Source organism: Paenibacillus sp. FSL K6-0108 (assembly GCF_045040695.1).
In the GTDB taxonomy this organism is placed as follows: Bacteria; Bacillota; Bacilli; order Paenibacillales; family Paenibacillaceae; genus Paenibacillus; species Paenibacillus pabuli_B.
On record NZ_CP150288.1, the window covers coordinates 2,779,827 to 2,803,940 of the forward strand.

Here is a 24,114-nt window from a genome sequence, read left to right on the forward strand (position 1 = left end):
TTCATTTCCCTTCGGTCTGTCCGCTATGCCGACCTACGATATGTTCAGCAATATATCTTCCATGCCAGCGGCCGGATTCAATAAATACTTCATTGGCATTGCGCCCTGAAGCGATTACTCCGCCAACGTATATGCCTGGTACACTGCTTTCCATTGTCTGCGGGTCATATACCGGTTTATCCATATCATCGGACATCTCGACACCTACGGAAGAAAGCAGCTTGCGGTCAGGACGGAATCCGGTCAAAGCCAGCACAAAATCGTTGTCGAGTTCACTTGTAGATCCATCGGAATGCAGCAAACGAATGGAGTCGTCCAGAATTTCATTGACACGTGAGCCAAGGTGAAGTGAGATTTTTCCTTTTTGCACCATGCTTTCGAACAATGGACGAACCCATGGTTTAATATGTTCCGAAACACCAGTCCCACGATAAACCATGTCAATTTGTGCGCCGACACGTACCAGTTCCATTGCAGCATCGACAGCTGAATTACTGCCTCCAATGATGGCGACACGTGTACGTGTGTATGGATGGGCTTCACGGAAATAATGAGTGACTTTATCTTTGTCTTCTCCGGGGATGCCAAGATAGTTGGGATGGTCAAAATAACCTGTAGCAACAACGACATTTCGTCCTTCATGAACGATTGCCTGCCCACGCCGATTGACCGTATGTACCTCGAACGTGCCATCGTCTTTGCGTTTGATTTCTTGGGCTTCCTCATAATTATGAACACGCAGGCTGAAATGTTCGGCTACCTTGCGATAATAGGCGAGTGCCTCGTAACGAAAAGGTTTGTCGTTTGGTGTGCTGAACGGAACATTCCCAATTTCAAGCAACTCCGCTGTGCTGAAAAACTGCATATGGGTTGGATACAGATAAATAGATTGGACGATATTGTACTTCTCAACAATTACAGCGGACAGTCCCATCCGCTCGCATTCAATGGCAGCAGATAGACCGCATGGGCCTCCGCCGATAATAATGACATCTTCCATGTTCTTAATCCTCCTTATTTCAAGCAATATAATCCTACCGTAAATATGGGTTCAATGCCAGTTCAAGAAGGGTACGGATGTTAAGAAATAAATCCTAATGCGAGGGAATTGACTTCGAAGAGAAAAAAGACTAATATCAAATTAGATAATTATCTAAGTGGAAGTGAGTTGAACGAAATGCAACTGGAGAAGATTGTGGCCTACCATAAAGCGCTGGCTGATCCGACCCGGCTTCGGATGCTGCTGCTGCTATCCCAGGGAGAACTTCATGGTCAAGCGCTTGCCGAGAAGCTTAACTTGTCTCAGCCAACCGTTACACATCATGCATCCAAGTTAAGAGAAGCAGCGCTAATCAAGGAACGCAGAGAGAAAAATACGGTTTTTTTCTCGCTCAATCCGTATTTTATCCGGGAGCATGCGCAGGCTTCAGTTGATTTTATTTTTAGACAAGAGGAGGTTGCCGATATGAGTGATGTGAATGAAACACTGAAGGCATCCGTGATGCGGAATTTCTTCTCGAAGGATGGACGATTGCGTCAGATCCCGGCTCAATATAAGAAAAAGCTGATTGTACTGGGGCATTTGGTGGAGCAGCTTGAATTTGGACGGAAATATACGGAGAAAGAGATCAATGCATTCATTCAAAACTATCATGAGGACTTTGCCACCATTCGCCGGGAGTTTATCATGCACCAGTTCATGTACCGGGAAGATGGGATCTATGAACTGAATCCGAAGGAGATGTGGACTCGCTGGGATCAAATAAAGTAAGTAAAAAAATAAACTTGACAAGAGCGGTTGAAGCTGTGTAACATAATGGATAATTCTACAAGGGAGGCGATGTTAAATGACAAATTTAATGGCAGTATACGTTAATTTGAATATGAACAGCGTCTCCGGAACGGATCAATGCATGTAATTTTACGGCAGTTGGGCAGTATTGTTCGCAATATTGTCCATATGTACGTAACACAGAATAACATGCACAGATAAAGCCACGGGTGACGTACCCGTGGCTTTTTGTATGCCGAAAATGGGTTGTTTCTGGATAACGAATGCCGGATTGTCGTAATGATATGTCCGATATGAATGCCATACAAACAATCTTACATTCGGCTAACTTCTTATTGCCGCGGGTGGAGTGCTGCTCGTGGCTTATTTGGTTTTGATGCCTTACCGGAGCGTTCATTGTTGATTGTTGTTAATGTCAATGAAGGATAACACACCATTTATCGGGAGGAATTTTTATTTTGAATAACACGATGGAGAAATACGGCTGGTCTGCAAAGTGGCAGGAGTTGTGGCAGCAGACGGGTATGGAAGAACAATTAAGAAAACCGGCAAGAATTATTGCGGATCACGGGCAATTGCTTCGCCTGATTACGGCTGAAGGAGAATGCTGGGGACGGGTATCCGGACGGATGCGACATGATCATGAGGAGACTGGCATTGTACCAGCCGTTGGGGATTGGGTCGCTGTTACAGGGCAAGCTGGTGAAGAAGCCGTCATTCACAGCATTGTGCCACGTCAGAGCAGGGTATCCAGACAAGCTGCTGGTCCAGTGACCAAAGAGCAATTGATTGCGGCAAATGTGGATACATTGCTGATTGTTGCCGCTCTTAATCATGATTTTAATCTGAGACGGCTCGAAAGATACATTATGATGGCCTGGAATGGTGGAGTCAGACCTGTCATCATTCTAAGCAAAAGTGATCTGAGCGAGAATGTGGAAGAACAAATTTCGCTGGTGGAAGGCATTGCTCCTGGAATTGAAGTGTTGGCCATATCGGCTGTTCAGGATCAGGGCAAATCTTTACTTGAAAAATTTCTGTCTCCAGGCACAACAGTTGCCTTGACGGGTTCATCCGGTAGTGGTAAGTCAACTCTGGTCAACTGGATGATGGGCGAGAGTGTACAGCTCACGCAGGCCGTTCGTGAGGACGACAGCCGTGGACGACATACGACCACTCATCGGGAAATATTTGTACTGCCGCAGGGAGCGGTATTGATAGACACGCCGGGAATGCGTGAACTCAATCTTTGGGATGAAGGTCAGGATGGTTTGTCACATGCCTTTGGTGAAATTGAGCAACTCGCTGCGGAATGCAGATTTCAGGATTGCACACATACCCGGGAAGCCGGCTGCGCTGTAAAGGAGGCTATTCAGGAAGGTTCATTGGATGAAAAAAGACTGGGCAACTACTTGAAAATGCAGAAGGAACTGAAGTTTCAGCAGCGTAAGGAACAGGCGGCATCCAAACGACGGACCGCTTCAAGCAAACCCGTCAGCTCTCGCAAACCGAAACATGTCCGCAGTACAAAAGACTGGGAGGAGGCCTGAGACCAGGTGGGCATCCCTCTATATCCTGCATAGGATAGATCAGGAGGGATGCCATCATGCCAGATTACAGCATCATCGTGGACCTGTCGGATCATATGTTATATCTTTTGGATGGCTCACAGGTGGTTAAGGGTTATCCAGTCGCTATAGGCAAGATGCTCACGCAGACGCCTAATGGCGTGTTTACGATTATTAACAAACAAGAGAATCCTGGAGGGCCATTTGGCGTTCTCTGGATGGGGTTGTCGGCCCCGCATTATGGAATTCATGGAACCAATGATCCTTCATCCATTGGCAAGTCCGTTTCTCATGGATGCATACGCATGTATAATTCGGATGTGCTCGACCTGTCTTCCAAAGTGTCAGTGGGCACACAAGTAACGATCCGGCCCTAGGGCCGGATTTATCTGAACTGGGATTGTAAAGTCACGGCGTGGCCGAGAGAAAGGAGTCATAACATGCGAATCAGACCAGCGCGTGAAGGGGATGCGGAAGCCGTAGCCCATGTACATACAGAGAGTTGGAAGACGACATATCGAGGGATCGTGCCGGACGATTTTTTGGACAATCTGACTACGGAATCAAGGTTGTCCCAATGGGAACGGAATATCCGTTCTGGCGAAAAGGATCAGATTCTGGTGGTGGCTGAACAGGAGGATGGGAAAATTGTCGGATTCGCCTGTGGTGGGAAGGAACGTGAAGGTAAATTGCCTTACGATGCTGAGCTGTATGCAATTTATTTACTGAAAGAAGTGCAACAAACGGGTATCGGTCAGCAGCTGGCGAGACACGTCGTTCGTTATCTCCATTCCCTGGACATGAGGAACCTGTTGATCTGGGCACTGGAGCAAAACTCAGCCTGCCGTTTTTATGAAAAAATGGGTGGAATCCCTGTCCAAACCCAGCATATCCGCATTGGCGGTCAAGATCTGTTAGAGGTTGCTTATGGTTGGGAGGACTTGACTCTTTTTGGAGAAAAGACGGTACCCGGAAGTGGGATGAATGAGAATTTGGCTGAATAAGTTGAGCATTGAGGAGTTTTTCTCATCAAAAGATGAAAGGATTCATCTGTTCTTCGCGTTTGCGCAATCCTTAACAAGGTTAATGAACTACTACACTACTTTGAGGTGAGACATTCAATCTTGTTTGGGAGGCGTTATTCAGATGACTTTAATGGAGACAGGACATACAACATGGACAAAACAATTTATTAATGGCGAATGGGTAGAAGGCTCCGGCGAGAGAACAGTGGAAAATAAAAATCCGTACACGGGAGAGGTTTTTGCAACCTGGCGATCCTCGAACAAGGAAGATATAGATCAGGCATATGAGGCTGCTCAAAAAAGTTCGGTGTAATGGAAAAAGTCCCTGCCGGCGGTAAAAGAGAGTGTACTCCGCAAAGTTTCGGCTCTAATGGCAGAGCGCAAAGAGGAAATTATAAAATTGCTGATTACGGAATCCGGGAGCACACGCATCAAGGCCGAGGCGGAGTTTGCTTCTGCGAAACGGATTGTGGATGAAGCTGCTTCGTTCCCTTATCGGATGAAGGGAGAGATATTACCCTCGAATACACCAGGGAAAGAGAATCGTGTTTTGCGGGAACCCAAGGGAGTTATCGGTGTGATCGGCCCTTGGAATTTTCCTTTGCACCTGTGTATGCGTTCCGTAGCTCCGGCTATTGCTTTGGGTAATGGAGTCGTTATTAAGCCTGCGTCCGACACGCCGATTACTGCTGGTTGGCTTATTGCTGATCTATTTGAGCAGGCTGGATTGCCTGAAGGTGTATTGAATGTGGTAGCTGGGAGCGGGAGTGAGATTGGAGATTATTTTGTAGCGCATCCAATACCCAAAGTCATTTCCTTTACAGGCTCCACAGAGGTGGGGCAGGGTATCGGCAAACTGGCGGGTGAGCATTTGAAAGAAACGGCACTTGAACTTGGTGGCAACAATGCGATGGTAGTCCTGGAAGATGCGGACGTTGAATGTGCCGCGGAGTCTGCGGTATTTGGTAAATTCCTGCATCAGGGGCAGATCTGTATGGCACTCAATCGAATTATTGTGCATGCTGATATTTACGACAAGTTTGTGGAGTCCTTTGTCAACAAGACGAAAAAAATTCAGGCTGGCGATCCTTCGAATGCCCAAACGCTGGTGGGTCCGCTCATTCGTGAAAAGGAAGTGGAGCGCCTGCTGAACTTGATTAAGGGAGCCGAGGCAGAAGGAGCAACATTGCTGTTGGGCGGCACCAGCAAAGGCAGTGTGCTGGAGCCCACTGTACTCGCAGATGTGAAACCGGACCAGCATATTGTGCAACAGGAACTGTTTGGACCTGTTGCGGTAATTATGAAAGCGCAGGATGAGCAGGAGGCCGTGCGATTGGCCAACGATACGCCTTATGGTTTAAGCGGCTCTGTATTCACCGGAAATCTGGAAAGAGGGTATCAAGTTGCCCAGCAGATTGAATCGGGCATGGTGCATGTAAACGATCAATCTGTGAACGATGAGGCTCATGTGATGTTTGGTGGTGAAAAATCATCGGGGGTTGGCCGTTTCGGTGGCGATTGGGCTATTGAGAAGTTCACGCGGACTCGCTGGATCAGCATTCAGCATCAATATCGGGACTACCCAGGAGTCCAATAGTTCGACAGTTCACGTGAGTATGGAATTATTTATATTTAATATCTGATACGTTTCGGGAAAGAGTGACAAAGATTGCGCAGAATCCGCCCCAAGCTTGATGGGGCGGTCTTTTGCATTTTTTTTACGCATGAAAAATAAGTGAGGAATTGATGTGAAAAATTTGTTTGGCGCACTTGGAATCTGGTTATTTATGGATACACGGGCAGAACAGATCCGTAAATCCAATTGGTAAAGGGGCCTGAACTTCATGTCCATTGACCGTTTCATTCTGAGAAAGCTGAATACTTGTCAGGAAGAAAATACACGTGATAATTTGGTTCGATTGTTTGTCATTCGAATCCAAAAGGCCGAGATGGAAGAGGAAAACGAAACCGCCTATGTTGTCGGTAGATTGCATTAGAAATAGATAAATGAGATTCGGTGCATATAAAAAGGAAGCTTGTCCTTAATGGCAAGCTTCCTTTTCCTTATGTTCGCGAATGAATGAATTCGCAGTTTCCAAGTTGAATGAAACAACGGACTCATCTTAATAAAGCGATAAGGCGAGAGAGTCATTTTCGCTACGGCTGTGAAGAATGGCTTCACCACCGACAATCTCAATACTAATCAATGATTGCAGACATTTCTGTAAAGCGCGTTTACCATTGCTGATCTTATGCTCAAGGGCACTGCTAAGCAATCGTAGTGTCTTTTGCACAGGCTGTTTGTTTTCTTGATTGAAATATACAGGGATTGATTTGTTTTGAAAAGTTATTAGTGTTCTCACTAGAAATCACCTCACGAGAGTTATTTCTTACTGGTTATATTAAATTCCAATGCTTAAAATTACCTTAAAATCAGCTTATGAAAACATAAAGGTGTGCAATGTTTGAAAAGTGTTCACAATTCAATTGCGAGCGAAGCAATAAAGAGTCCCGAAAATCATTATACCGCTACCATTTATATGGAAGAAAAACGTATGGTTTCGCATCCTTGCAATAATTAACGTGACTACTGCCTCGAAAGTTCTGAGTCAAATGGACGATATTTTAATGTATACGTGGGTCATATGTAACGAAATTACAGGTTGCACATTGCAAATAGGGTGTTTATGTAAGAAAATAGGGATGGAATACCGTTTCATCTGCTTTTTTTTGATTTAATTTGACACTAGGACAATTTACATATGAGACCATGGGAGGGATTATTTTGATTCTTACCGTGTATACCGGCCGGGAGGAAGGCGATTGGTTTGACATCGAGGTCCCGGATGAATGTACTATTGAGCATCTGAAGACATTGCTGGGAGTTCGCATTTTCGGCCAGGCACCGGGAGAGGGCGTTCAGTACGTCCTGGAAGCCAAGTTTCCGGAAGGGTTATGGTTCTCACCCCAGAACACACAACAGCTAATGGAAACAGGGCTGCGTCAAGGAAGCTGTGTGCGGGTCCAGCGAGCATTCTCCACTACTTCTGAAGAAGCGCCTGTGTATGGAAGACGTTCATTGTTTCATCAGGACAGCAACGAATGAACGATCTGGACGTATATATTGATTACGGCAAAGAAATATAAGGAGGTCTTCTCTTCGTGAATGTGTTATATCAGCGTTCTCCAAGAATGACACCGGTTCTCAAGGAAGAAAGGCTGGAAATTCTCAGGCCCCCGGCAGAACCAAACAAACCTACGTTTTCAATGATTTCTATTATAATACCGATCATGATGACGATGGTCAGTATCGGATTCTACGTATATATCAACATGACGGGCAAAATGGGCAACCCCAATTATATGATGTTTCAGATGATGACGGTCATGATGATGCTTACGTCATATACCATTCCGTTTTTTGTGTATCTGAGTAACAAAAAGACGTATCGCAAAAAAATCGAAGAACGTAAGGCCATGTACCGAGCACAACTGGATAAGCACCGTGAAGAGCTCAAGGAAGCTCAAGCCGAGCAGGTCAAGAGCCTGTACGAGATTCATGGTGATCCCAATGTTTGTCTCCAAGTCGTGAAGAATCGCAACAGTTCCTTATGGGAGCGTTCACCGGAAGATGACGATTTCTTGCAGGTCCGGATCGGTACGGGAGAAATTCCATTCCGAATTAAACTGCAGGTTCCACGAGTGGATGGTTATGAAAAAGATGAATTAATTGAGGCGGCTCATGAACTTGCAGCAGAATTTGAGACGGTATCCGATGCTTCCATTACACTCCCACTGTTCCAATCAAAAGTGATGGGATTGGTGGGGAATCGGGAGGAAGTGCTCGCTTCCTTGCGCGTCATCATTTCACAACTCACGGTGCGGCATTCGCCGGATGAATTGAAGATTGCTGCTTTTTATGAAGAAAAGGAAACGAAAGAATGGGACTGGCTGCGCTGGCTGCCCCACATCTGGGATGAAGATCAGGGACAACGCTATATGGCCGACAGGCACAGCGGTGCGCATCAATTGGCGGACAGCTTGTTTTCCGTGTTGAACCGCAGGCGCAATAATAAAGAGGATCGCTACAAGAAAACCGTGCAAACGCCATGTTATGTTGTGGTGCTCTCGGATACTCAATTAATAGAAGAAGAACCGCTGCTTCCCCTTTTGCTGGAATCGGCGCAGGAGATCGATGTGTGTACCATTATTTTGGCAAACCGCAAGGAATCCCTTCCGATGCATTGTCAATTGATTATGGAAGCATCCAAAGGCAAGGGCGTGTACATCAAAAAAACGGAAGATGCTGACGTTGTACAGCAGACGTACACACCAGATGTGATATCAAAAGAGACCGCTGAGGCACTCTCACGTTACATGTCTCCCATTCGGCTGAAGCGATCTTCCGCTTCGGACATCCCGCAAATCCTTCCGTTATTTGATATGCTTGGCACCTCACGTGTTGAAGACCTGGATGTAATCACCCGCTGGGGCCAGACACGATATCCGGATACGCTGCCTGTACCCATGGGCGTGCGCGCAGGTGGCAAGAAAATTGCCATTAACTTGCATGATAAAATTGAACGTCAGGGTCACGGCCCGCACGGATTGATCGCAGGGACAACCGGTTCAGGCAAAAGTGAGGTCATCCAGTCGATCGTGGCCTCTCTGGCTGCCGAGTTTCATCCGCATGATCTGGCCTTCATGTTGATTGACTATAAGGGCGGCGGGATGTCGAATACATTTGTGGGCTTGCCTCACGTCGTCGGCACAATCACCAATCTCGATGGGAATTTGATTGAACGGGCCAATATTTCACTTCGGGCCGAACTGGTCAGAAGACAGAAAATATTGAATGATGCAGGAAATCTTCAGCACATTGATGAGTATTACAAAATTTTGCGTTCCAGACATGAACAGCCGCTGCCGCACTTGGTTATCATCATTGACGAGTTTGCTCAATTAAAGCGGGATCAGCCGGAGTTCATGGATGAGTTAATCAGCATAGCGGCCATCGGCCGGACACTGGGTGTACATCTTATACTGGCAACCCAGAAGCCTGCTGGTGTGGTCGATGATAAAATCTGGAGTAATTCCCGTTTCCGTATCTGTCTTCGCGTTCAAAGCGAAGGGGACAGTCGGGATATGATCAAAATTCCAAATGCGGCCTGGATCACCAAGCCGGGTCGTGGATATTTCCAGGTGGGCAGTGATGAAGTGTTTGAGGAAATGCAATTTGCCTGGAGCGGCGCGCCATATAATCAGCAGGAGGATACAACAACGGTACTGCCTGTCATGGAAGTTCGTTTGAATGGGAAACGGGAACCTCTCTTAACTGGAGAGCGCAGAGCTGTGCTCAAAGGGGAAGATGTGCCCAAGCAGCTTCAGGTATTTATTGACTACGTGGCGGCAGCGGCAGCTGAGGCGGGAATCACCCGATTACCCGGACCCTGGTTACCGCCCTTGCCTGAGACACTGGAATGGGAAAGCCTTAACGACTGGCAAGAAGAAAATCGGGAGGCATCATTGCTTGACGGTGGTGCAAGTGGTTTGAAACCTGTCGTTGGCCTGCTCGATGATCTGCCTAATCAACGACAGCAACCGCTCGCGCTTCCTGTAGATCAGGGACATCTGGTTGTATATGGTATGCCTGGTCTGGGGAAAACGACGTTTGTGCAAACCTTGCTGATGTCACTTGCCCGTTCTAAACGAACTGAACCTTGGCATGGCTATATTATCGATATGGGCCGGATGATGAAAGATTTTGCAGGCTTGCCTCAGATCGGTGCAGTAATGATGTCTGAAGAGGAAGATCGAATCAAACGGTTATTCCGTCACATCCTGAAACAGTCTGCACAACGCAAGGACATGATCTCGGAAGCTGGGGTTAAGACAATATCAGCCTACCGACGCACTGCTCACGCAGCAGTACCACAAATTGTCGTTGTTATCGATGGTTATCTTTCTTTCAGAAATGCGTATCCCGAGGAGAATGAACTGCTGGAAACGATCCTTCGTGAAGGCGGCAGTCTGGGTATCACATTTATCCTCACTGCCAATCGCGTCACAGATGTATTCGAGAAATTCAGAAGCAATATTCCAAATGCAGTTTCGTTTGAATTATCGGACCCTAGCGACTATTATTACGCAGTGGGACGGCCATCCAAAGCACCTAGCCAGCTTCCGCCTGGAAGAGGATTGGTCAAAGGACAAGTTCCTCCCTTGATGTTCCAGGCGGCGTTGCCGTCATCCGGAACAGATGAAGGCAAGCGTTCTTCTGCTCTGCGCAGCACAATTGCAGAGATCAGAGAAAGCTGGAACGGAGAAGAAGCGCCGCAGATTGCGCCGCTCCCGGAAGAGGTTAAGCTCAAAGATGTGCTGATCCGCACAGGAACCTTCGGGCAAGTCGGAGACGTATCTTCCTTAACCGTACCCGTAGGTTTGCTTACCGATGATCTGGAACCCTTCCAACTGAATCTGCGTGAAGGGCCGCATTTCATGGTTACGAGTCCGATGGAAGGCGGCAAAACGACATTTTTGCTGACCTGGATGTTATCCCTTGCATATCATACGTCTCCTGAAGACATGCAAATATACACCGTAGATATGCGCTATGGTTCCGGAGGACTGGGGGAAATTAGCAGTTTGCCCCATGTCAGTGGACATGTGTCCCGCGAAGAACAGCTTGCACCTGTGATCCAACAGTTGTACGATGAAGTTCTAAAAAGAGGCGAGTCAGCCGATGGACCGGAAATTGTTCTTGTCATTGACGATGCGGATACGCTAGCGAAGCAGCTGAATGATTTTAATGTGAAGGATCAGTTGGGCGCGATCGTTCGTCAAGGCAGGGACCGAGGCATACATGTGATTTTGTCAGGCGTTCCGGCAGACTTCCCAACCTTCGGTTCGGACTGGGTGAACGATGTGAAAGCTTCCCAGAGCGGATTGTTGTTCGGGACTTTAGACCCTAATGATCTCTCGTTCTTCCGTATACCTTATTCGGAATCCGGGGGGAGTTCAACTGGGCTGAAGGTACTGCCTCCGGGTCAAGGTTATTATGTAAAACGTAAATATTCCAGGGTTAAAGGTGCAATTCCATGTGATAGCACCTGGAAAATGGCCGATTGGATTTCTGAAATTCGTGACCGATGGCATGTTGTAGTTTGAGGGGAGGTGGCTCATAATGTTGACGGTTCATGATTCCAAGCAAAAGGTAGTTACTTTGCAAATAAAAGAGCTTTTTTTCCTGGCCGGTATTCTCGGTTCAGACCGCTTGCTTGGCGTGGAAGATCCTTTCCGCGGATATATGGCGGAAGACATTGCTTTGGAGTGGGAGCGTGTGAAAACTTCCCTGCTCGACAAAGGATATCTGATTCAGGATCAGGACAGCAATGAGCTGATCATGACACCGACCGTTTTCTCCAGGGTAGCCATTGCGGGACTGTCCGACAGGGCTTGCTGGATTCGCTACACGCACAGCGGCAAGTCGTATGAAAGTTATGTGCACTGCACGGATGAACGTGTCGTTGAAGTATCCCGCGTTGCAGACGAACCGGATTCGTTCCGGCTGAGTGATCTGGGAAACGTTCGTGAAGCGATTGATTTTCTGATCCAAAGGATGAATTGGAGTGGGCATTCTCCGGCGGAAAAGCCGGCCCTGATGTGCTCCAAGAAAAAATTCTATGATGTGATGAATGATCTGAAGAACAAAGAGTTACAGGCAGTGGCTGATGAGTTGGTACAAGAGACGAGCGATCCCGAAGGGTCACTTGCGCTTGCGCGATGCCTGGTGAACAAGGAATCAGAGGGGGAACTGCGGTTGCTCGTATGGAACGGAGAAGGGTGGAAATCACAATCTGCGGCTTTCGCTGCGAGTACGGTATCCAACTGGCTGTTTCGCATGAGTACTGCGGCTTCGGATGATTGGCTTGTTGCAGCACTGACGACAAGAGAACAGTTTCACGAGATGCTGCTGGACTGGCTTAAACAGCCTGCAGGGGAAGAGGAAAGGTGATGGTAAATGCGCATTCGTGTGGAACCGGATGTGCTTCGGGCACTGAGCAGGCAGATTCAGTATGCGGCGGAGCAAATACAGCAAAAGATGACAGTATTGGATCAGGCCATTCAATCGCTGGAGTGGGATCTTGAAGCCCGCGCTGCAATCATGAATGAATGGAATCACAGCAAGCGGCTCTGCGAAGCAGCAGTACGTCGTTTTATGGACTTGAGCGTACAGCTGGGACGCAAGGCCTTGTTATTCCAGCAGGTAGATATGGAGTATCGTACAGTGTTGAGTCATGTGAACACAGCCTATGGCAATGCGGTCAATATGTTGAATGTTCTTCAGACGGAGCGTACAGGCGAGATTATGCCTGCGCATTCGGCCACTGCTGCTGTTGTATCCGATCCGTTTTCCGCGGTAGCGGCAGTGTACCGTGTACAGGATGTCGCACCGCCTGACGGCTCGCCGGCGACCCTGATTCAGGCCATGCAGCCTGAACCTGTGGCGTGGAGATTCACAGATCCCTCCTTTCGTGGGAGAAGAGGAACCGAACCTGTGGTTTCCTGAGCTCACGGGGGACAAGGCTGAATAAGCAAGACAGCAGAAAGTGAATTTTTTATAAATAGTCTGTTAGGTGAAGTTTCGAATGCCAAAAATGGGGTAAATAGGATTAGGTCCTTCGGCTTTTGTCCGATCGATCCTTGTATAGTACAATTTGAACAAGTGAATTTAATTGCACAAACCAAGGAGGAATTTACAAATGGCAGGACGCATTTTAGTTACCCCAGAACAGCTTGATCAGGTTTCCAACCAATTTAAACAAAGCGGTGAGCAAAGTCAGCAAATCGTTTCTACATTGACTCAATCCATCACAAGCATGGAAGGACAATGGGAAGGTATGACGAAACAACGCTTCTTCCAGGAATTCCAGGAAGCCAGCAAACAAATGCAATCTTTCGTTCAAACGCTGAATAGCATCAGCGCGGAACTGACGGCTATTGCCAACAAATTCCGTACGGCTGACCAAGCTCGCTAATCTGCAATACATAATTCGGGCATTTCCATATCCGAATATGCCCTGAATCATAAGCAGGAAGCAAGCTGAAGATTTACAACTACAGCAAAAACCGGGCGTTTTCACAACACCCGGTTTTTGTTGCACTATGACAGAATGACAGAGAGAGGGATGAGCATGTCTTTTCAACCAAATCCCGGGGATGAAGTGGTGATTAACGACATTGCCTATACGATTGGACAGCATCCGGCTGCACCCGGTCTGGCTTACGCCCAAGCCGGAAGGCAGGGAATTGTCTATCAGTTGTTACCCCGTAACGGTTCCATAAATGGGGCCAAAGCACTAAAAGTGTTTTTTCCTAAATTCCGTATCCCGGCTATGGTGTATCAGTCTGAGCATATGGAGTCATATAGTGAACTGCCAGGTTTGCAGGTATGCAAGCGTGATGTGCTCACTCCGGAAAGAAACGGAGCGCTCATTGGAGAACATCCCGATCTGTTATATGCGGTATTGATGCCGTGGGTGCATGGTCTGACCTGGTTTGATGTAATCAGCGATCAGAAGCAGCTGACGGCAGAGGAGAGTCTGAAGCTGGCGAGAGCCTTGGCGGGGATCGGTTCGGCCATGGAGCAGCGTGGACTGGCTCACTGTGACTTGTCCGCACCCAATGTGATGATTCCGTTTTTTTCCGAAGTGGAGAACCTGAAAGAGGCTTCAGCAGTTGAACTGGTAGATGTAGAGCAGATGTACGGTTCCAAAATGGATCGTCCGGATGCATTGCTTGCTGGTTCCCCGGGCTATGCGGCCCATCGGACAGTGCACAGTGGTTTGTGGAGTGCGTATGCCGATCGTTTTGCCGGAGCAGTGATCATTGCTGAAATGTTAAGTTGGTCCGATGCGGCGATTGTGGAGAAAGCGTGGGGAGAAAGTTATTTTGACCAGCACGAGATGCAGACGGCTAATGAACGTTATTATGCCATGAGAGAGTCGCTTCAGAAGCGCTGGGGGTCCAAGGTGTCCGATCTGTTTGTTCGTGCCTGGGAGAGTCATGATCTCAGCAGCTGCCCTACGTTTGGCGAATGGTTAGTGGCACTGGCAGCTGTGGACATTCGTCTGGCAAGCGCAGCACCTCTTGAAGAATCTGAAATCAATGCTTCAGACCAGACAAATGCAGTGGAGACGAACCAGATCAAAGGAAAAGAAGCAGCAAGCGGTATATTGGATAAGCAAGGGAATACGGACCAGAACGTGCCCGCCACGGAACCCTCTCCTGGTCAGGAAGCGGTAGTCAATCGTCTCTTCCTTCAGGCGAGAGCATTGGAGGATGAAGGCAAACCGGCTGCGGCGCTCGAAGTGTATCGTTCACTACATCATTTTATTCCGGATAATAGTGCGATGCAGATGGAAGTTGAGGCTGCGATTCAAGAGCTGGATGCCAAGCTAAATCCCAAGCATGATGATACAGCTCAGCCAGTCAAGGTTCCTTTTTACCGATCCAAAAAGTTTATGATTTCTTCGGCGGTGCTGATTGTTCTGTTGGCTGGAAGCGTGCCGACGGTGAAAATACTCGCCGACCAGGCCGAAGTGAAACAGAAGGAGCAGGAGGCGGCTGCCAAGCAGGCCGAACTAAAGGCTGCGGAAGAGGCCGAAGCTGCTAGAGTGGCTGCTCTGAAGCAGCAGGAAGAAGAAAAGAAACAAAAGGCGGCAGATGCGGCGAAACTGGATGCAGAGGAAAAGAAAAAGCAGGCAGAGGCCAAGAAGAAAGAAGAAGAACGTAAAGCGCTCCAGGCCAAGTATGATAAACAGGCGAAATATGAGGCTTATCTTGCCAAGCAGAAACAACAGAAGCTTGAAGCAGCCAAGAAGGCAGAACAGGAAAAGTACGACAAACAGGCCAAGTATGAAGCTTATCTGGTCTGGAAAAAAGAGAATGATGCCAGGATTGCGAAGCAGGAAGCCGAGCAAAAGGCAGCAGCTGAGGCTCAGCGCAAGCAGGAAGCGGCGCAGAAAGCTGCACTTAAGAAAAAACGTGCTCAGAATGTGGTCACTCTGATTGCCCATTACAATAAAACGTATAATGCACAAAAAGGCAGAAAAATTGAGAATGCCGAATCATATGCGCGTGAATTTAAAAATCTGTACAACACCGATGCGAGTTACTTCAAAGGTGTCGGTAAAGTGGCAGCACGAATGAATGCAATCAATAAATTCCTGAGCAATACGGATTATACATTACCCAACTTGTAAAATAACGTGAACGACGGAGGTGACACATCCCAGATGAACTACACAATTCAAGCATCCCAGCGCACACCCGCACTGATTATCTATTTAATTGACATTAGCGCCTCCATGAATATGGTTCTGGACAACCGTCGGCGGATTGATGTCGTCTATGATGCCTTATCTTTGGCTATTCGCCAAATGGTGTTTCGTTCGACCAAGGGGAACCGATTGACACCCCGCTACAGGATCGCGATTCTGGCATACAGCGATGATGTGTACGATCTGTTGAACGGGATTAAGGGCATCGACGAAATCGCTGCTGTAGGTTCCTTGCCCGACTTAACGCCGAAAAGATTCTCCGATTCAGCGAAGGCTTTCCTGCAGGCCGAAAAAATTCTACAGGCAGAAATTCCGCATATGCAGGATTGTCCTGCGCCGCTTGTCTGTCATATGACCGATGGGGTAGCTACAGGCGAAGATCCGGAGCCCATTGCCAAAAGAATCATGGGTATGAGCGTGCCTGATGGCAATGTACTCGTCGAGAATATTTTTATATCCGATCACCTGCTGGAAGGGCCCATTCCCGAGCCGCGAAGATGGAAGGGAATATCTCAGGAGACGGTCCTTCAGGATGAACACGGGGAGAAGCTGCGCAACATGTCCTCGGTTCTACCGGAAAGTTATCGTGAAATGCTGGTTGAGGCGGATTATCTGCTTTCACCTGGTGCACTGATGATGCTTCCTGGTACTTGTGCAGAACTGGTATCCATCGGGTTTCAGATGTCCGCTGCTACGCCTGTAAGATAGGAGGGGAATCATGAGAGCGATGCGTTTGGCAACATTGTCTGCTGGAGATAAGGGAAGCCGTGCGGACCACTATCAGGGCAGCTTTCGCTACGTGAGTGTCCAGACAGGGGAACAGCCGCTGACCCGTTATCAAGGTACATTCAAGTGCAGGTATGGTTATGGAAGAGCGGCAGAGACCGTTAATCAGGGAGACACCGGACAGGATTTTGCTGCTGTTTGCATGAATGGTAATGTGTGTACTTTCGTATTATGCGATGGGGTAGGCATGAGTTACCTTGGTGATTTTGCTGCACGCTTTCTGGGGAACGCCTTACTGGAATGGCTCGAAACAACTCAACATCCTTCATTGGAGGTTATGGAGCGTCTGCTTCATGATTTGACAAGTCCGGCATCCGAACAGCTGGAGAAGTTGCAGCCTTTGGAAAACTCACCTTTACTGCTGCGGGAAGTGCTGATGGAGAAGCGGAGCAGGGGAAGCCAAGCCATGTATGTGTGTGGACGAATCGAGCTCTCCGAGGGCAATCGAAAAAGCAACATATGGCTAGCCTGGCAAGGGGACTCCCGCATCCGTCTCTGGCGTAACGGTCAGGAGCAATCGGCAGCATTTCAGATGAACTGCCGTACAAATGAGCGTTGGTCTACCCTGGAAGGGCCGATTGGTGGCAAACCACATATCTATAAGGCAAAGCTCTCCGGCAATGAGGCTGTTCGTCTGCAACTGTACACGGATGGTCTAAATGACCTGGATGCGATCCAGGCTTATATTCCGGATGAGCACATTCAGGTGCTGCTGGATGCGAGACATACGGGCGGGCTTGAAGATGATGCCGCTTTCATTGAGCTGGAATGGTGAGGTCGGGTGAAGCATTACAGGATGATCTGATCATGCTGCTAAACATGGTGGCTCTCACCTGCGAAAAAACTTGTCCGTGCTGATTTAAAAGACACTCTTTTTGGGTAATCTTGTGAAGAATCTACTTACAGATATTGCATGAGCGTACATTCTTACATAATTACAGAGCGAGAAGGAGTGGAATGGATAATGACACAACATAACAGCAGACCACGGTTCGAAGGTAAAGTCGCCATAATTACAGGTGCTGGATCGGGAATTGGCAAAGCGGCAGCGCTCAAATTGGCGAGTGAGGGAGCAAATGTTGCACTGCTCGATCTGGTTAATGATCGGATCTCGGAGACAGAAGCTGAAATTAATAAGCTGCGTGCAGGTGCGGCAAGAGCATTCGATGTAGATATTTCCGATCCTTCCCGGGTGGAAAAAGCAGTCCTGGAGACCATCGAATTATTCGGGGGTCTGGATATCGTTTTTGCCAACGCTGGTATTAATGGGGTATCCGCCCCGATTGAAGAAATTCAGGTTGAGGATTGGCAGAAGATTATTACGACGAATCTGAACGGAACTTTTTTCACGATCAAGTATGCACTGCCTCATATGAAGAAACGTGGTGGTGGCAGTATCATTATCACGAGCTCCATTAATGGTAATCAGCGCTTCTCCAGCTTCGGCATGTCGGCGTACAGTACGTCCAAGGCGGGGCAGGTTGCTTTTGCGAAGATGGCTGCACTGGAATTGGCCAAGTTCAAAATTCGTGTCAATGTCATCTGTCCTGGAGCGATTGCAACGAATATTGACCAAAGTACGGTCAAAACGGATGAGCTGCATCAAATCGTCATTCCAATGGAATTCCCGGAAGGGCAGCAACCGCTTGCGGACGGGCCGGGTCAGCCTGAGCATGTCGCTGATCTGGTAGCTTTCCTGGCTTCTGCGGAGTCCAGACACATTACAGGTGCGGAAATTGTCATTGACGGTGCAGAGTCGCTGCTGAGCTAACTGGATGTATCTGTGAAGTCGTTCCTTTGGAACGGCTTTTTTTGTTATAATGCTAACATTCGATTAGATGCGTGGAACATCATTAGGAGAGATGAGATGAAGACGGATTTACCGATTCAACAGATTATTCCTGAACTGAGGCAGTTATTTCAGGAGAAGGATACGGGTGTATTAATTGCGGAACCAGGTGCGGGTAAAACGACCGTAGTCCCGCTGGCACTGCTGGAGGAGCCATGGGTTGCCGGACGGAAAATCATTATGCTGGAGCCCCGCAGACTCGCCGCCCGCTCGGCAGCTGCACGAATGGCAGCTTCACTAGGTGAAAAAGTGGGACTGACCGTAGGATATCGGGTGCGGATGGATACGCGTGTAAGTCCGTCCACTCGCATAGAAGTGGTGACCGAGGGTGTATTGACCCGGATGCTTCAACAGGACCAGGGACTGGAAGACACAGCGATGATTATCTTTGATGAGTTTCATGAGCGGCATCTGCATGGTGACCTTGGTTTGGCCCTTGCCCTAGAATCCCGAGCCATGCTGCGTCCTGATCTGAAACTGCTGGTGATGTCGGCCACGCTGGACCCTGCTCCTGTCTGTGCGCTGCTTGGCGATGGAACCAAATGGATTGACTGTCCTGGACGAACGTTTCCGGTGGAAACACGATATGTATCCAAACCGGCATCCGAGCAGATCGAGACTTTTACAGCTCAGGCTGTCGTTAAGGCACTGGCAGAACAGGAAGGGGATGTGCTGGTTTTCCTACCGGGTGCAAAAGAAATCCATCGCACAGAGCGAGAGCTGTCAAAACTCATGCTTCCTGCTTATGTTCAGGTACATACGCTATATGGCAGCATGCCTGTTGAACGGCAGGATGAAGCTGTGCGACCCGCAGATGAAGGTAAACGTAAGGTTGTACTGTCCACGTCCATTGCCGAATCCAGTCTTACCTTGGCTGGAGTCAAAGTCGTGGTAGATGCGGGGCTTAGCCGTGCCTCGGTATTCTCGCCGCGGACCGGCATGAGCCGGCTTGTAACCCTGCTGGTGTCCAAGGCGTCAGCCGATCAGCGGCGGGGGCGCGCGGGGCGAATTGCACCGGGCGTGTGTTACCGGCTATGGAGCGAAGAGGCTCATGGCGTGCTGCCTGATGCAGCAAAGCCGGAGATTTCCTCCGCGGACCTTGCGCCGCTGGCGCTGGAGCTTGCCGCCTGGGGTGTCCAGTCCCCTGCAGAGCTGCAGTGGCTGGACACCCCGCCTGCCGCAGCCTACGGCCAGGCACAGGCGCTGCTGCGCCAGCTGGGCGGCCTGGACGACGCAGGCCGCATCACGCCCTTCGGGCGGCGGATGAACACGCTTGGCGTGCATCCGCGACTGGCCAGCATGCTGCTCCGCGCGGCGGAGCTTGGGCTGGCCAGCTACGCCAGCATGCTGGCGGCACTGCTGCAGGAGCCTGCCGGCCTCCGCAGCAGTGGCAGTGCAGGCGCGGGCACCGACCTGCGCCCGCGCGTGGAAGCGCTGCTGACTGCGGACAGCAGCGGCATGCCGCAAGCGGCAGCGTCTGTCGCAGACGATGCTGCCGTGCGGCGCATGCTCCAGGAGAGCCGCCAGCTGCGCTCGGCGCTCGGCCCGGCGGCCGATCCGGTACGACCGGATGAAGACAGCTGCGGATGGCTGCTGTCCTTCGCTTATCCGGACCGGGTCGGGCAGCGCCGGGAGGACGGCCGCTATCTGCTGAGCAGCGGCCGCGGAGTTCGGCTCGCAGCGACAGAATCGCTGAGCCGTTCAGCCTATCTGGTCGCAGCCGAAGCTGACGACCAGGGCGCAGATGCGCGCATCCTGCTCGCTGCGCCAGTGCAGGAGAAGAGGTTGCTGGAGCTTGATCCACATATGCTGCATGAAGAAGTGCAGGTAGCGTGGGACCGAAATACCCGCAGTGTGCGGGCGTATAAAAGGCTGCGAATCGGAGCTATCACGTTGAAAGAGAACAGTATTGCACAGCCGCCGGAAGATCAGGTGCTCGAAGCATTACTCTCCGGCATACGTATCGAAGGCTTGGATTGTCTGCCCTGGACCAAATCATCGCGACAGCTGGCTGACAGGATGCGCTTTTTGCATTATCATTTGCCGGAGTGGCCTGATCTCATTGAAGATCATCTGACCGAAGAGCTGGCAGAGTATCTCAGTCCTTTTTTGACCGGCATGCGATCTGCCGCGGATCTCAAGAGATTGTCCATGCAGGATGTGCTGCTCGGCGGACTGAGCTGGGAGCAGCGTCAGCAATTGGATCGTGAAGCACCTACACATATTCAGGTGCCCAGTGGATCACGCATTCCAGTGGATTACACCTGTGCTGAAGATCCTGTGCTCGCGGTAAGACTACAGGAGATGTTTGGACAGCAGGAGACTCCGCGTATTGGAGGTGGGCGGGTACCTCTGACCATTCATTTGCTGTCTCCTGCACAGCGCCCTGTGCAGGTCACTCGAGATCTGGCCAATTTTTGGCGGGAGACTTATTTTGAGGTGAAGAAAGACTTGAAAGGCCGTTATCCCAAACATTATTGGCCGGATGATCCGCTCGAAGCGATAGCGACTAACCGGGCCAAACCGCGAGTTTAGCGGGTATGTGTCTTCAAACTTCGGTCTGAAGTTAATTGGGCTAAACCGCTTTGAAGGGCGAGTAAGTGATCGGCTCATAAAGGGTTCCTTCGATGGAAACGTTTGAAAGAAAACTAGGCGGGTAATAACATAGCGAACCACTCAATTAGATGAGGAGGGATTCACTATGCAGAAGAAAATCGTAGGTGTGTTTAATACAGAACGTGAGGCATCATCCGCAATCGAGGGACTGAAAGCGCAAGGATTCACTTCAGACGAAATTTCGGTAGTCACACAGGATCGGGATGAACTGAAGGCGATTCGCGAAGAGACGGGTACCAAAGCACCCGAAGGTGTAGCTGCTGGCGCGGCAACAGGTGGGGTGCTCGGTGGAGTAGCCGGATTGCTCGCAGGCATTGGGGCATTGGCGATTCCGGGCATAGGTCCTATTCTGGCCGCAGGTCCCATTGCTGCAGCATTTACAGGCGCCGCTGTAGGCGCAGGAGCAGGTGGACTTGTAGGCGGACTCGTCGGTCTCGGCATTCCGGAGGAAGATGCCAGACAGTATGAGGAATACGTGCAGAGTGGCAAAATCCTGTTGCTCGTGGACTCTACGGATCGGGACTCGGATGTGTATGAAGTGTTTAGCAATAACAGTTATGTGAACCGGAACCATACTGATGTCCATCGAGAAGATGTACCTGCTGAGCGCCCGGATCTCGATATGGAAGAGCGCAGACTGGAAGCTCGGGATAAGGCCGCTCGATTTGGCAACAATACTTTTCTATAATTCGTATCCCCAAAGACAGGATTCTTCAACTGGAATGACATATGTGAACCACCAGATGGTCAGCAGCCGGTTTCCTTAGAGGAAGCCGGCTTTTGCCCCTGTATATCAATGTCTGAATTAACGGATGAGCAGGTGTTAAACCTGCCAGGCAGGGAATAACAATACATACAGTAATACGGCCAGAGCCAGTCCAATCACCAGCAGCATCAATGTCAGGAACCGAATCAATTTCGTGGATGCCTGGAATGTCTGTGAATTAATCTGATTGCGTTTTCGGTGGTAAGCGGAAGCAGAGCATAGGATAATCAGAATTCCGCTGATTAAAGAAGTAATACCAATGATAATTGCCGCGATATGGGCCATCCGATCATAGGCCGTTGAACTGAATCCGAAGCCGGCTGCGAGAAAGCCAATGCCAACCATGGCAATACCGGTACGAACCCAGGCCAGAAAGGTCCGCTCGTTAGCCAGATGCTGCTGCACATATTTGGAGTCAATGGTAGTTATGTTTTGGTCTGTATCTGAGATGTGAATCCCCCCGTTCATTAATATATGGCTTCATTGTACGTCGTTTTCACGGCAAAACCAAGAAAGGAGGCTGCCTGTTTATGCCTCGTAAAGAACGAATTGCAGAAATTGAGAGTCTGAGGGGGATTGCTTTTGCAGCGGTCGTCCTCCAGCACTCCATAGCACATTATTCCGTGGTCCCGGAAGCGGGACTGGAAGACGGCGTATTACTCGCCATCCTGCTGATGCTGTCCAAATTTGCTGTACCCCTGTTTATTTTTATCACAGGCATGGTGCTTTTCTATAATACAGGAGACAAGCTGTATTATGGACGTTTCATGCAAAAGCGATTAACGGACGTAATCGTCCCTTATGTGATCTGGTCACTGATCTACTTCACACTGACACCTCGCGGCTGGAACGGATTTGGTTGGCAGGATATCCCTGACCTTGGTTTAAAATTAATCACGGGTAAAACGACCTCGCATTTTTGGTACATTATTATGCTTATTCAGTTTTATCTGTTATTTCCCGTGTTTTTGCGAGCAATCCGTTATGTCTATAACCGGTATGAGGCGAAGGGGCGCATAATAGCTCTTCTGATCTCCGGTGCAGTGTACCTTGTGCTCGCGGATCAATTGCGAAATATCGCCAGGTTCATGGAATGGTTGAATGTCCCGGTGCTGACCGATGCCTTTACAACCTATGCCGATCGAAATTTTCTGTATTTCTTTTTTTATTTTGTGCTTGGTGCGGCAGCCGGGCTATCGGTTCAACGCTGGAATGAGTGGATTCAACGTTTGCGCTGGGGATATTGGACGGTGTTTATTGTGCTGGGTCTTCGGTTTATATATAAGTTAATGCAGGAGTTCCAGAAGCCGGAGGGTATACAGATTACGTTCTATACTGTCAGTCTCATCCGGCCGGATATGATCTTATTCCTCATTGCTTCCATCATGGTGATGTACCAGCTGGCTGGCAAGCTCCACAATATCAGAGTAACACGATTGCTGGCGTGGATTGGCGGAGTTTCGTACGGGGGCTACCTGATGCATATGCTGATGTTGCGCTACAGCTACATTCCGGATGAACAGTTTTATGTGGCATTGGGTTTAACCCCCGTAGTGCGCATGATCATCACCTGGCTGCTTGCGCTTACGCTATCCTGTGTACTCACATGGCTCATCTCCCGCGTAAGCTGGGGCAAGTGGATTGTGGGAACCGTACCGAAATCCAAACCTGATTAACAGGTGAATACATCATTATATGAAAAATTCAGAATAATAGTGAATTGAAGGCCGATAAAATGGAAGCAGCAACCTGAGAAAAGTGACGCCAATCCCATAACGATCACTTTTTGAAATAAATTTAAATATTTCATTACATGAAAAATTCATAATAGAAAACCCAAATTCTCGCTCTACCTTACGTTCCTGCCTATCCATCCATTCTCTCTCTTGCTTCCCTAAGCCCAAGGAATAAAGGAAGAAAGACGGATAAAGATGGAAAAAGGGGAACGTAGGTTTTATAATACTAGATATATAGAGCTGACAGGAGGGGAATGACGTGGCTTTTATGATTGCGCAGCGGGCATTTATTAAGCTGTATCTGATTACGATGGTTGAGCAGCACAGGGGATACGGCTATGAAATGCTGGAGGCCATGAAGCAGGAATTCAAAGCCTACGGTTATGTACCACCCCAGAGCGAGATTTACCGGGCGCTGCATGAATTGGTTCAACAGGGTGTCTTTTATCGTACGAAGAAGCTGAAGGGCAGTGATCCCAAAGTCGATTTTCAGGAAATCGTTTTATATCACTTCACGGATGATGGGGCAGAGAAAGCAGAATTATATAAAAAACAGGTCAAAGCCGATCTCGATCGTTGTCTCGGTATGTTACACAAGGCAGAAGAGGACAATTATGGAGCGAAAGGAAGATGA

General features: G+C 49.0%; 21 protein-coding genes and 1 pseudogene. 19 read left to right on the forward strand and 3 right to left on the reverse strand.

Annotated elements, in window-relative coordinates; genetic code table 11:
• Position 1: 1 nt before the first annotated feature.
• Positions 2-1,000 carry a YpdA family putative bacillithiol disulfide reductase gene (locus MHB49_RS12865; RefSeq protein WP_405156350.1) on the reverse strand — a complete coding sequence of 333 codons (999 nt, stop codon included), beginning with the start codon at positions 998-1,000 and terminating at the stop codon, positions 2-4.
• A 177-nt stretch (positions 1,001-1,177) separates the two neighbouring features.
• Between MHB49_RS12865 and MHB49_RS12870 the strand changes: the two genes are divergently transcribed.
• The 6 genes and pseudogenes from MHB49_RS12870 to MHB49_RS12895 all read left to right on the forward strand — a co-directional run bounded on the left by MHB49_RS12870 (position 1,178) and on the right by MHB49_RS12895 (position 6,382).
• Positions 1,178-1,771, forward strand: coding sequence for a metalloregulator ArsR/SmtB family transcription factor (locus MHB49_RS12870; protein WP_405157119.1), 594 nt, complete (start codon positions 1,178-1,180; stop codon positions 1,769-1,771).
• Positions 1,772-2,262: 491 nt separating this feature from the next.
• Positions 2,263-3,342 carry a ribosome small subunit-dependent GTPase A gene (rsgA, locus tag MHB49_RS12875; RefSeq protein ID WP_405157120.1) on the forward strand — a complete coding sequence of 360 codons (1,080 nt, stop codon included), beginning with the start codon at positions 2,263-2,265 and terminating at the stop codon, positions 3,340-3,342.
• Between the two features lie 56 nt (positions 3,343-3,398).
• Positions 3,399-3,737 (forward strand): L,D-transpeptidase, encoded by a 339-nt coding sequence (locus MHB49_RS12880; RefSeq protein ID WP_079346840.1) that lies wholly within the window; start codon positions 3,399-3,401, stop codon positions 3,735-3,737.
• A gap of 63 nt (positions 3,738-3,800) precedes the next feature.
• Positions 3,801-4,364 carry a GNAT family N-acetyltransferase gene (locus tag MHB49_RS12885; RefSeq protein WP_405156351.1) on the forward strand — a complete coding sequence of 188 codons (564 nt, stop codon included), beginning with the start codon at positions 3,801-3,803 and terminating at the stop codon, positions 4,362-4,364.
• A 142-nt stretch (positions 4,365-4,506) separates the two neighbouring features.
• Positions 4,507-5,982: pseudogene (locus tag MHB49_RS12890) on the forward strand (aldehyde dehydrogenase family protein).
• A 247-nt stretch (positions 5,983-6,229) separates the two neighbouring features.
• Positions 6,230-6,382, forward strand: a complete 153-nt coding sequence (locus MHB49_RS12895) for a hypothetical protein (RefSeq protein WP_405156352.1) — start codon at positions 6,230-6,232, stop codon at positions 6,380-6,382.
• Between the two features lie 126 nt (positions 6,383-6,508).
• Here the strand turns inward: MHB49_RS12895 and MHB49_RS12900 are convergent, their stop codons facing one another.
• On the reverse strand, positions 6,509-6,748 hold the full coding sequence (locus MHB49_RS12900) for a hypothetical protein (RefSeq protein WP_024630323.1): 240 nt from the start codon (positions 6,746-6,748) through the stop codon (positions 6,509-6,511).
• A gap of 422 nt (positions 6,749-7,170) precedes the next feature.
• Between MHB49_RS12900 and MHB49_RS12905 the strand changes: the two genes are divergently transcribed.
• The 11 genes from MHB49_RS12905 to MHB49_RS12955 all read left to right on the forward strand — a co-directional run bounded on the left by MHB49_RS12905 (position 7,171) and on the right by MHB49_RS12955 (position 21,666).
• Complete coding sequence (locus MHB49_RS12905) at positions 7,171-7,491, forward strand: hypothetical protein (RefSeq protein WP_247902243.1); 321 nt, start codon at positions 7,171-7,173, stop codon at positions 7,489-7,491.
• Between the two features lie 56 nt (positions 7,492-7,547).
• Positions 7,548-11,552, forward strand: a complete 4,005-nt coding sequence (gene essC, locus MHB49_RS12910) for a type VII secretion protein EssC (protein ID WP_405156353.1) — start codon at positions 7,548-7,550, stop codon at positions 11,550-11,552.
• 16 nt (positions 11,553-11,568) lie between these two features.
• Positions 11,569-12,399 carry a hypothetical protein gene (locus MHB49_RS12915; protein ID WP_109999890.1) on the forward strand — a complete coding sequence of 277 codons (831 nt, stop codon included), beginning with the start codon at positions 11,569-11,571 and terminating at the stop codon, positions 12,397-12,399.
• Positions 12,400-12,405: 6 nt separating this feature from the next.
• On the forward strand, positions 12,406-12,954 hold the full coding sequence (locus tag MHB49_RS12920) for a WXG100 family type VII secretion target (protein WP_405156354.1): 549 nt from the start codon (positions 12,406-12,408) through the stop codon (positions 12,952-12,954).
• Between the two features lie 193 nt (positions 12,955-13,147).
• A complete protein-coding gene (locus MHB49_RS12925; protein WP_017689071.1) occupies positions 13,148-13,423 on the forward strand; it encodes a WXG100 family type VII secretion target in 276 nt (91 codons plus the stop codon).
• A 156-nt stretch (positions 13,424-13,579) separates the two neighbouring features.
• Positions 13,580-15,649, forward strand: a complete 2,070-nt coding sequence (locus MHB49_RS12930; protein WP_405156355.1) for a hypothetical protein — start codon at positions 13,580-13,582, stop codon at positions 15,647-15,649.
• A 33-nt stretch (positions 15,650-15,682) separates the two neighbouring features.
• Positions 15,683-16,435 carry a vWA domain-containing protein gene (locus MHB49_RS12935; RefSeq protein ID WP_109999893.1) on the forward strand — a complete coding sequence of 251 codons (753 nt, stop codon included), beginning with the start codon at positions 15,683-15,685 and terminating at the stop codon, positions 16,433-16,435.
• 10 nt (positions 16,436-16,445) lie between these two features.
• Positions 16,446-17,288: a protein phosphatase 2C domain-containing protein gene (locus MHB49_RS12940; protein WP_405156356.1), complete on the forward strand. Its 843-nt coding sequence runs from the start codon at positions 16,446-16,448 to the stop codon at positions 17,286-17,288.
• A 189-nt stretch (positions 17,289-17,477) separates the two neighbouring features.
• On the forward strand, positions 17,478-18,284 hold the full coding sequence (locus MHB49_RS12945; protein WP_405156357.1) for an SDR family oxidoreductase: 807 nt from the start codon (positions 17,478-17,480) through the stop codon (positions 18,282-18,284).
• A gap of 96 nt (positions 18,285-18,380) precedes the next feature.
• Positions 18,381-20,897 carry an ATP-dependent helicase HrpB gene (hrpB, locus tag MHB49_RS12950; RefSeq protein ID WP_405156358.1) on the forward strand — a complete coding sequence of 839 codons (2,517 nt, stop codon included), beginning with the start codon at positions 18,381-18,383 and terminating at the stop codon, positions 20,895-20,897.
• 166 nt (positions 20,898-21,063) lie between these two features.
• Entirely contained in the window at positions 21,064-21,666 is a 603-nt protein-coding gene (locus MHB49_RS12955; protein WP_405156359.1) for a general stress protein, read from the forward strand.
• A gap of 135 nt (positions 21,667-21,801) precedes the next feature.
• Here the strand turns inward: MHB49_RS12955 and MHB49_RS12960 are convergent, their stop codons facing one another.
• Positions 21,802-22,212, reverse strand: coding sequence for a YidH family protein (locus MHB49_RS12960; protein ID WP_405156360.1), 411 nt, complete (start codon positions 22,210-22,212; stop codon positions 21,802-21,804).
• 62 nt (positions 22,213-22,274) lie between these two features.
• Here MHB49_RS12960 and MHB49_RS12965 point away from each other — a divergent pair, with 62 nt between their 5' ends.
• Positions 22,275-23,420: an acyltransferase gene (locus MHB49_RS12965; RefSeq protein ID WP_405156361.1), complete on the forward strand. Its 1,146-nt coding sequence runs from the start codon at positions 22,275-22,277 to the stop codon at positions 23,418-23,420.
• Positions 23,421-23,739: 319 nt separating this feature from the next.
• Positions 23,740-24,114, forward strand: coding sequence for a helix-turn-helix transcriptional regulator (locus MHB49_RS12970; RefSeq protein ID WP_024630336.1), 375 nt, complete (start codon positions 23,740-23,742; stop codon positions 24,112-24,114).

Excerpts from the sequence above, each read along its gene's own strand:
- MHB49_RS12885 (WP_405156351.1), top strand. The coding sequence starts at position 3,801 with ATGCGAATCAGACCAGCGCGTGAAGGGGATGCGGAAGCCGTAGCCCAT.
- MHB49_RS12935 (WP_109999893.1), top strand. The coding sequence starts at position 15,683 with ATGAACTACACAATTCAAGCATCCCAGCGCACACCCGCACTGATTATC.
- rsgA (WP_405157120.1), top strand. The coding sequence starts at position 2,263 with ATGGAGAAATACGGCTGGTCTGCAAAGTGGCAGGAGTTGTGGCAGCAG.
- MHB49_RS12870 (WP_405157119.1), top strand. The coding sequence starts at position 1,178 with ATGCAACTGGAGAAGATTGTGGCCTACCATAAAGCGCTGGCTGATCCG.
- hrpB (WP_405156358.1), top strand. The coding sequence starts at position 18,381 with ATGAAGACGGATTTACCGATTCAACAGATTATTCCTGAACTGAGGCAG.
- MHB49_RS12895 (WP_405156352.1), top strand. The coding sequence starts at position 6,230 with ATGTCCATTGACCGTTTCATTCTGAGAAAGCTGAATACTTGTCAGGAA.
- MHB49_RS12940 (WP_405156356.1), top strand. The coding sequence starts at position 16,446 with ATGAGAGCGATGCGTTTGGCAACATTGTCTGCTGGAGATAAGGGAAGC.
- MHB49_RS12955 (WP_405156359.1), top strand. The coding sequence starts at position 21,064 with ATGCAGAAGAAAATCGTAGGTGTGTTTAATACAGAACGTGAGGCATCA.
- MHB49_RS12965 (WP_405156361.1), top strand. The coding sequence starts at position 22,275 with ATGCCTCGTAAAGAACGAATTGCAGAAATTGAGAGTCTGAGGGGGATT.
- MHB49_RS12920 (WP_405156354.1), top strand. The coding sequence starts at position 12,406 with ATGCGCATTCGTGTGGAACCGGATGTGCTTCGGGCACTGAGCAGGCAG.
- MHB49_RS12865 (WP_405156350.1), bottom strand. The coding sequence starts at position 1,000 with ATGGAAGATGTCATTATTATCGGCGGAGGCCCATGCGGTCTATCTGCT.
- MHB49_RS12880 (WP_079346840.1), top strand. The coding sequence starts at position 3,399 with ATGCCAGATTACAGCATCATCGTGGACCTGTCGGATCATATGTTATAT.
- MHB49_RS12945 (WP_405156357.1), top strand. The coding sequence starts at position 17,478 with ATGACACAACATAACAGCAGACCACGGTTCGAAGGTAAAGTCGCCATA.
- MHB49_RS12960 (WP_405156360.1), bottom strand. The coding sequence starts at position 22,212 with ATGAACGGGGGGATTCACATCTCAGATACAGACCAAAACATAACTACC.
- MHB49_RS12930 (WP_405156355.1), top strand. The coding sequence starts at position 13,580 with ATGTCTTTTCAACCAAATCCCGGGGATGAAGTGGTGATTAACGACATT.
- MHB49_RS12925 (WP_017689071.1), top strand. The coding sequence starts at position 13,148 with ATGGCAGGACGCATTTTAGTTACCCCAGAACAGCTTGATCAGGTTTCC.
- MHB49_RS12915 (WP_109999890.1), top strand. The coding sequence starts at position 11,569 with ATGTTGACGGTTCATGATTCCAAGCAAAAGGTAGTTACTTTGCAAATA.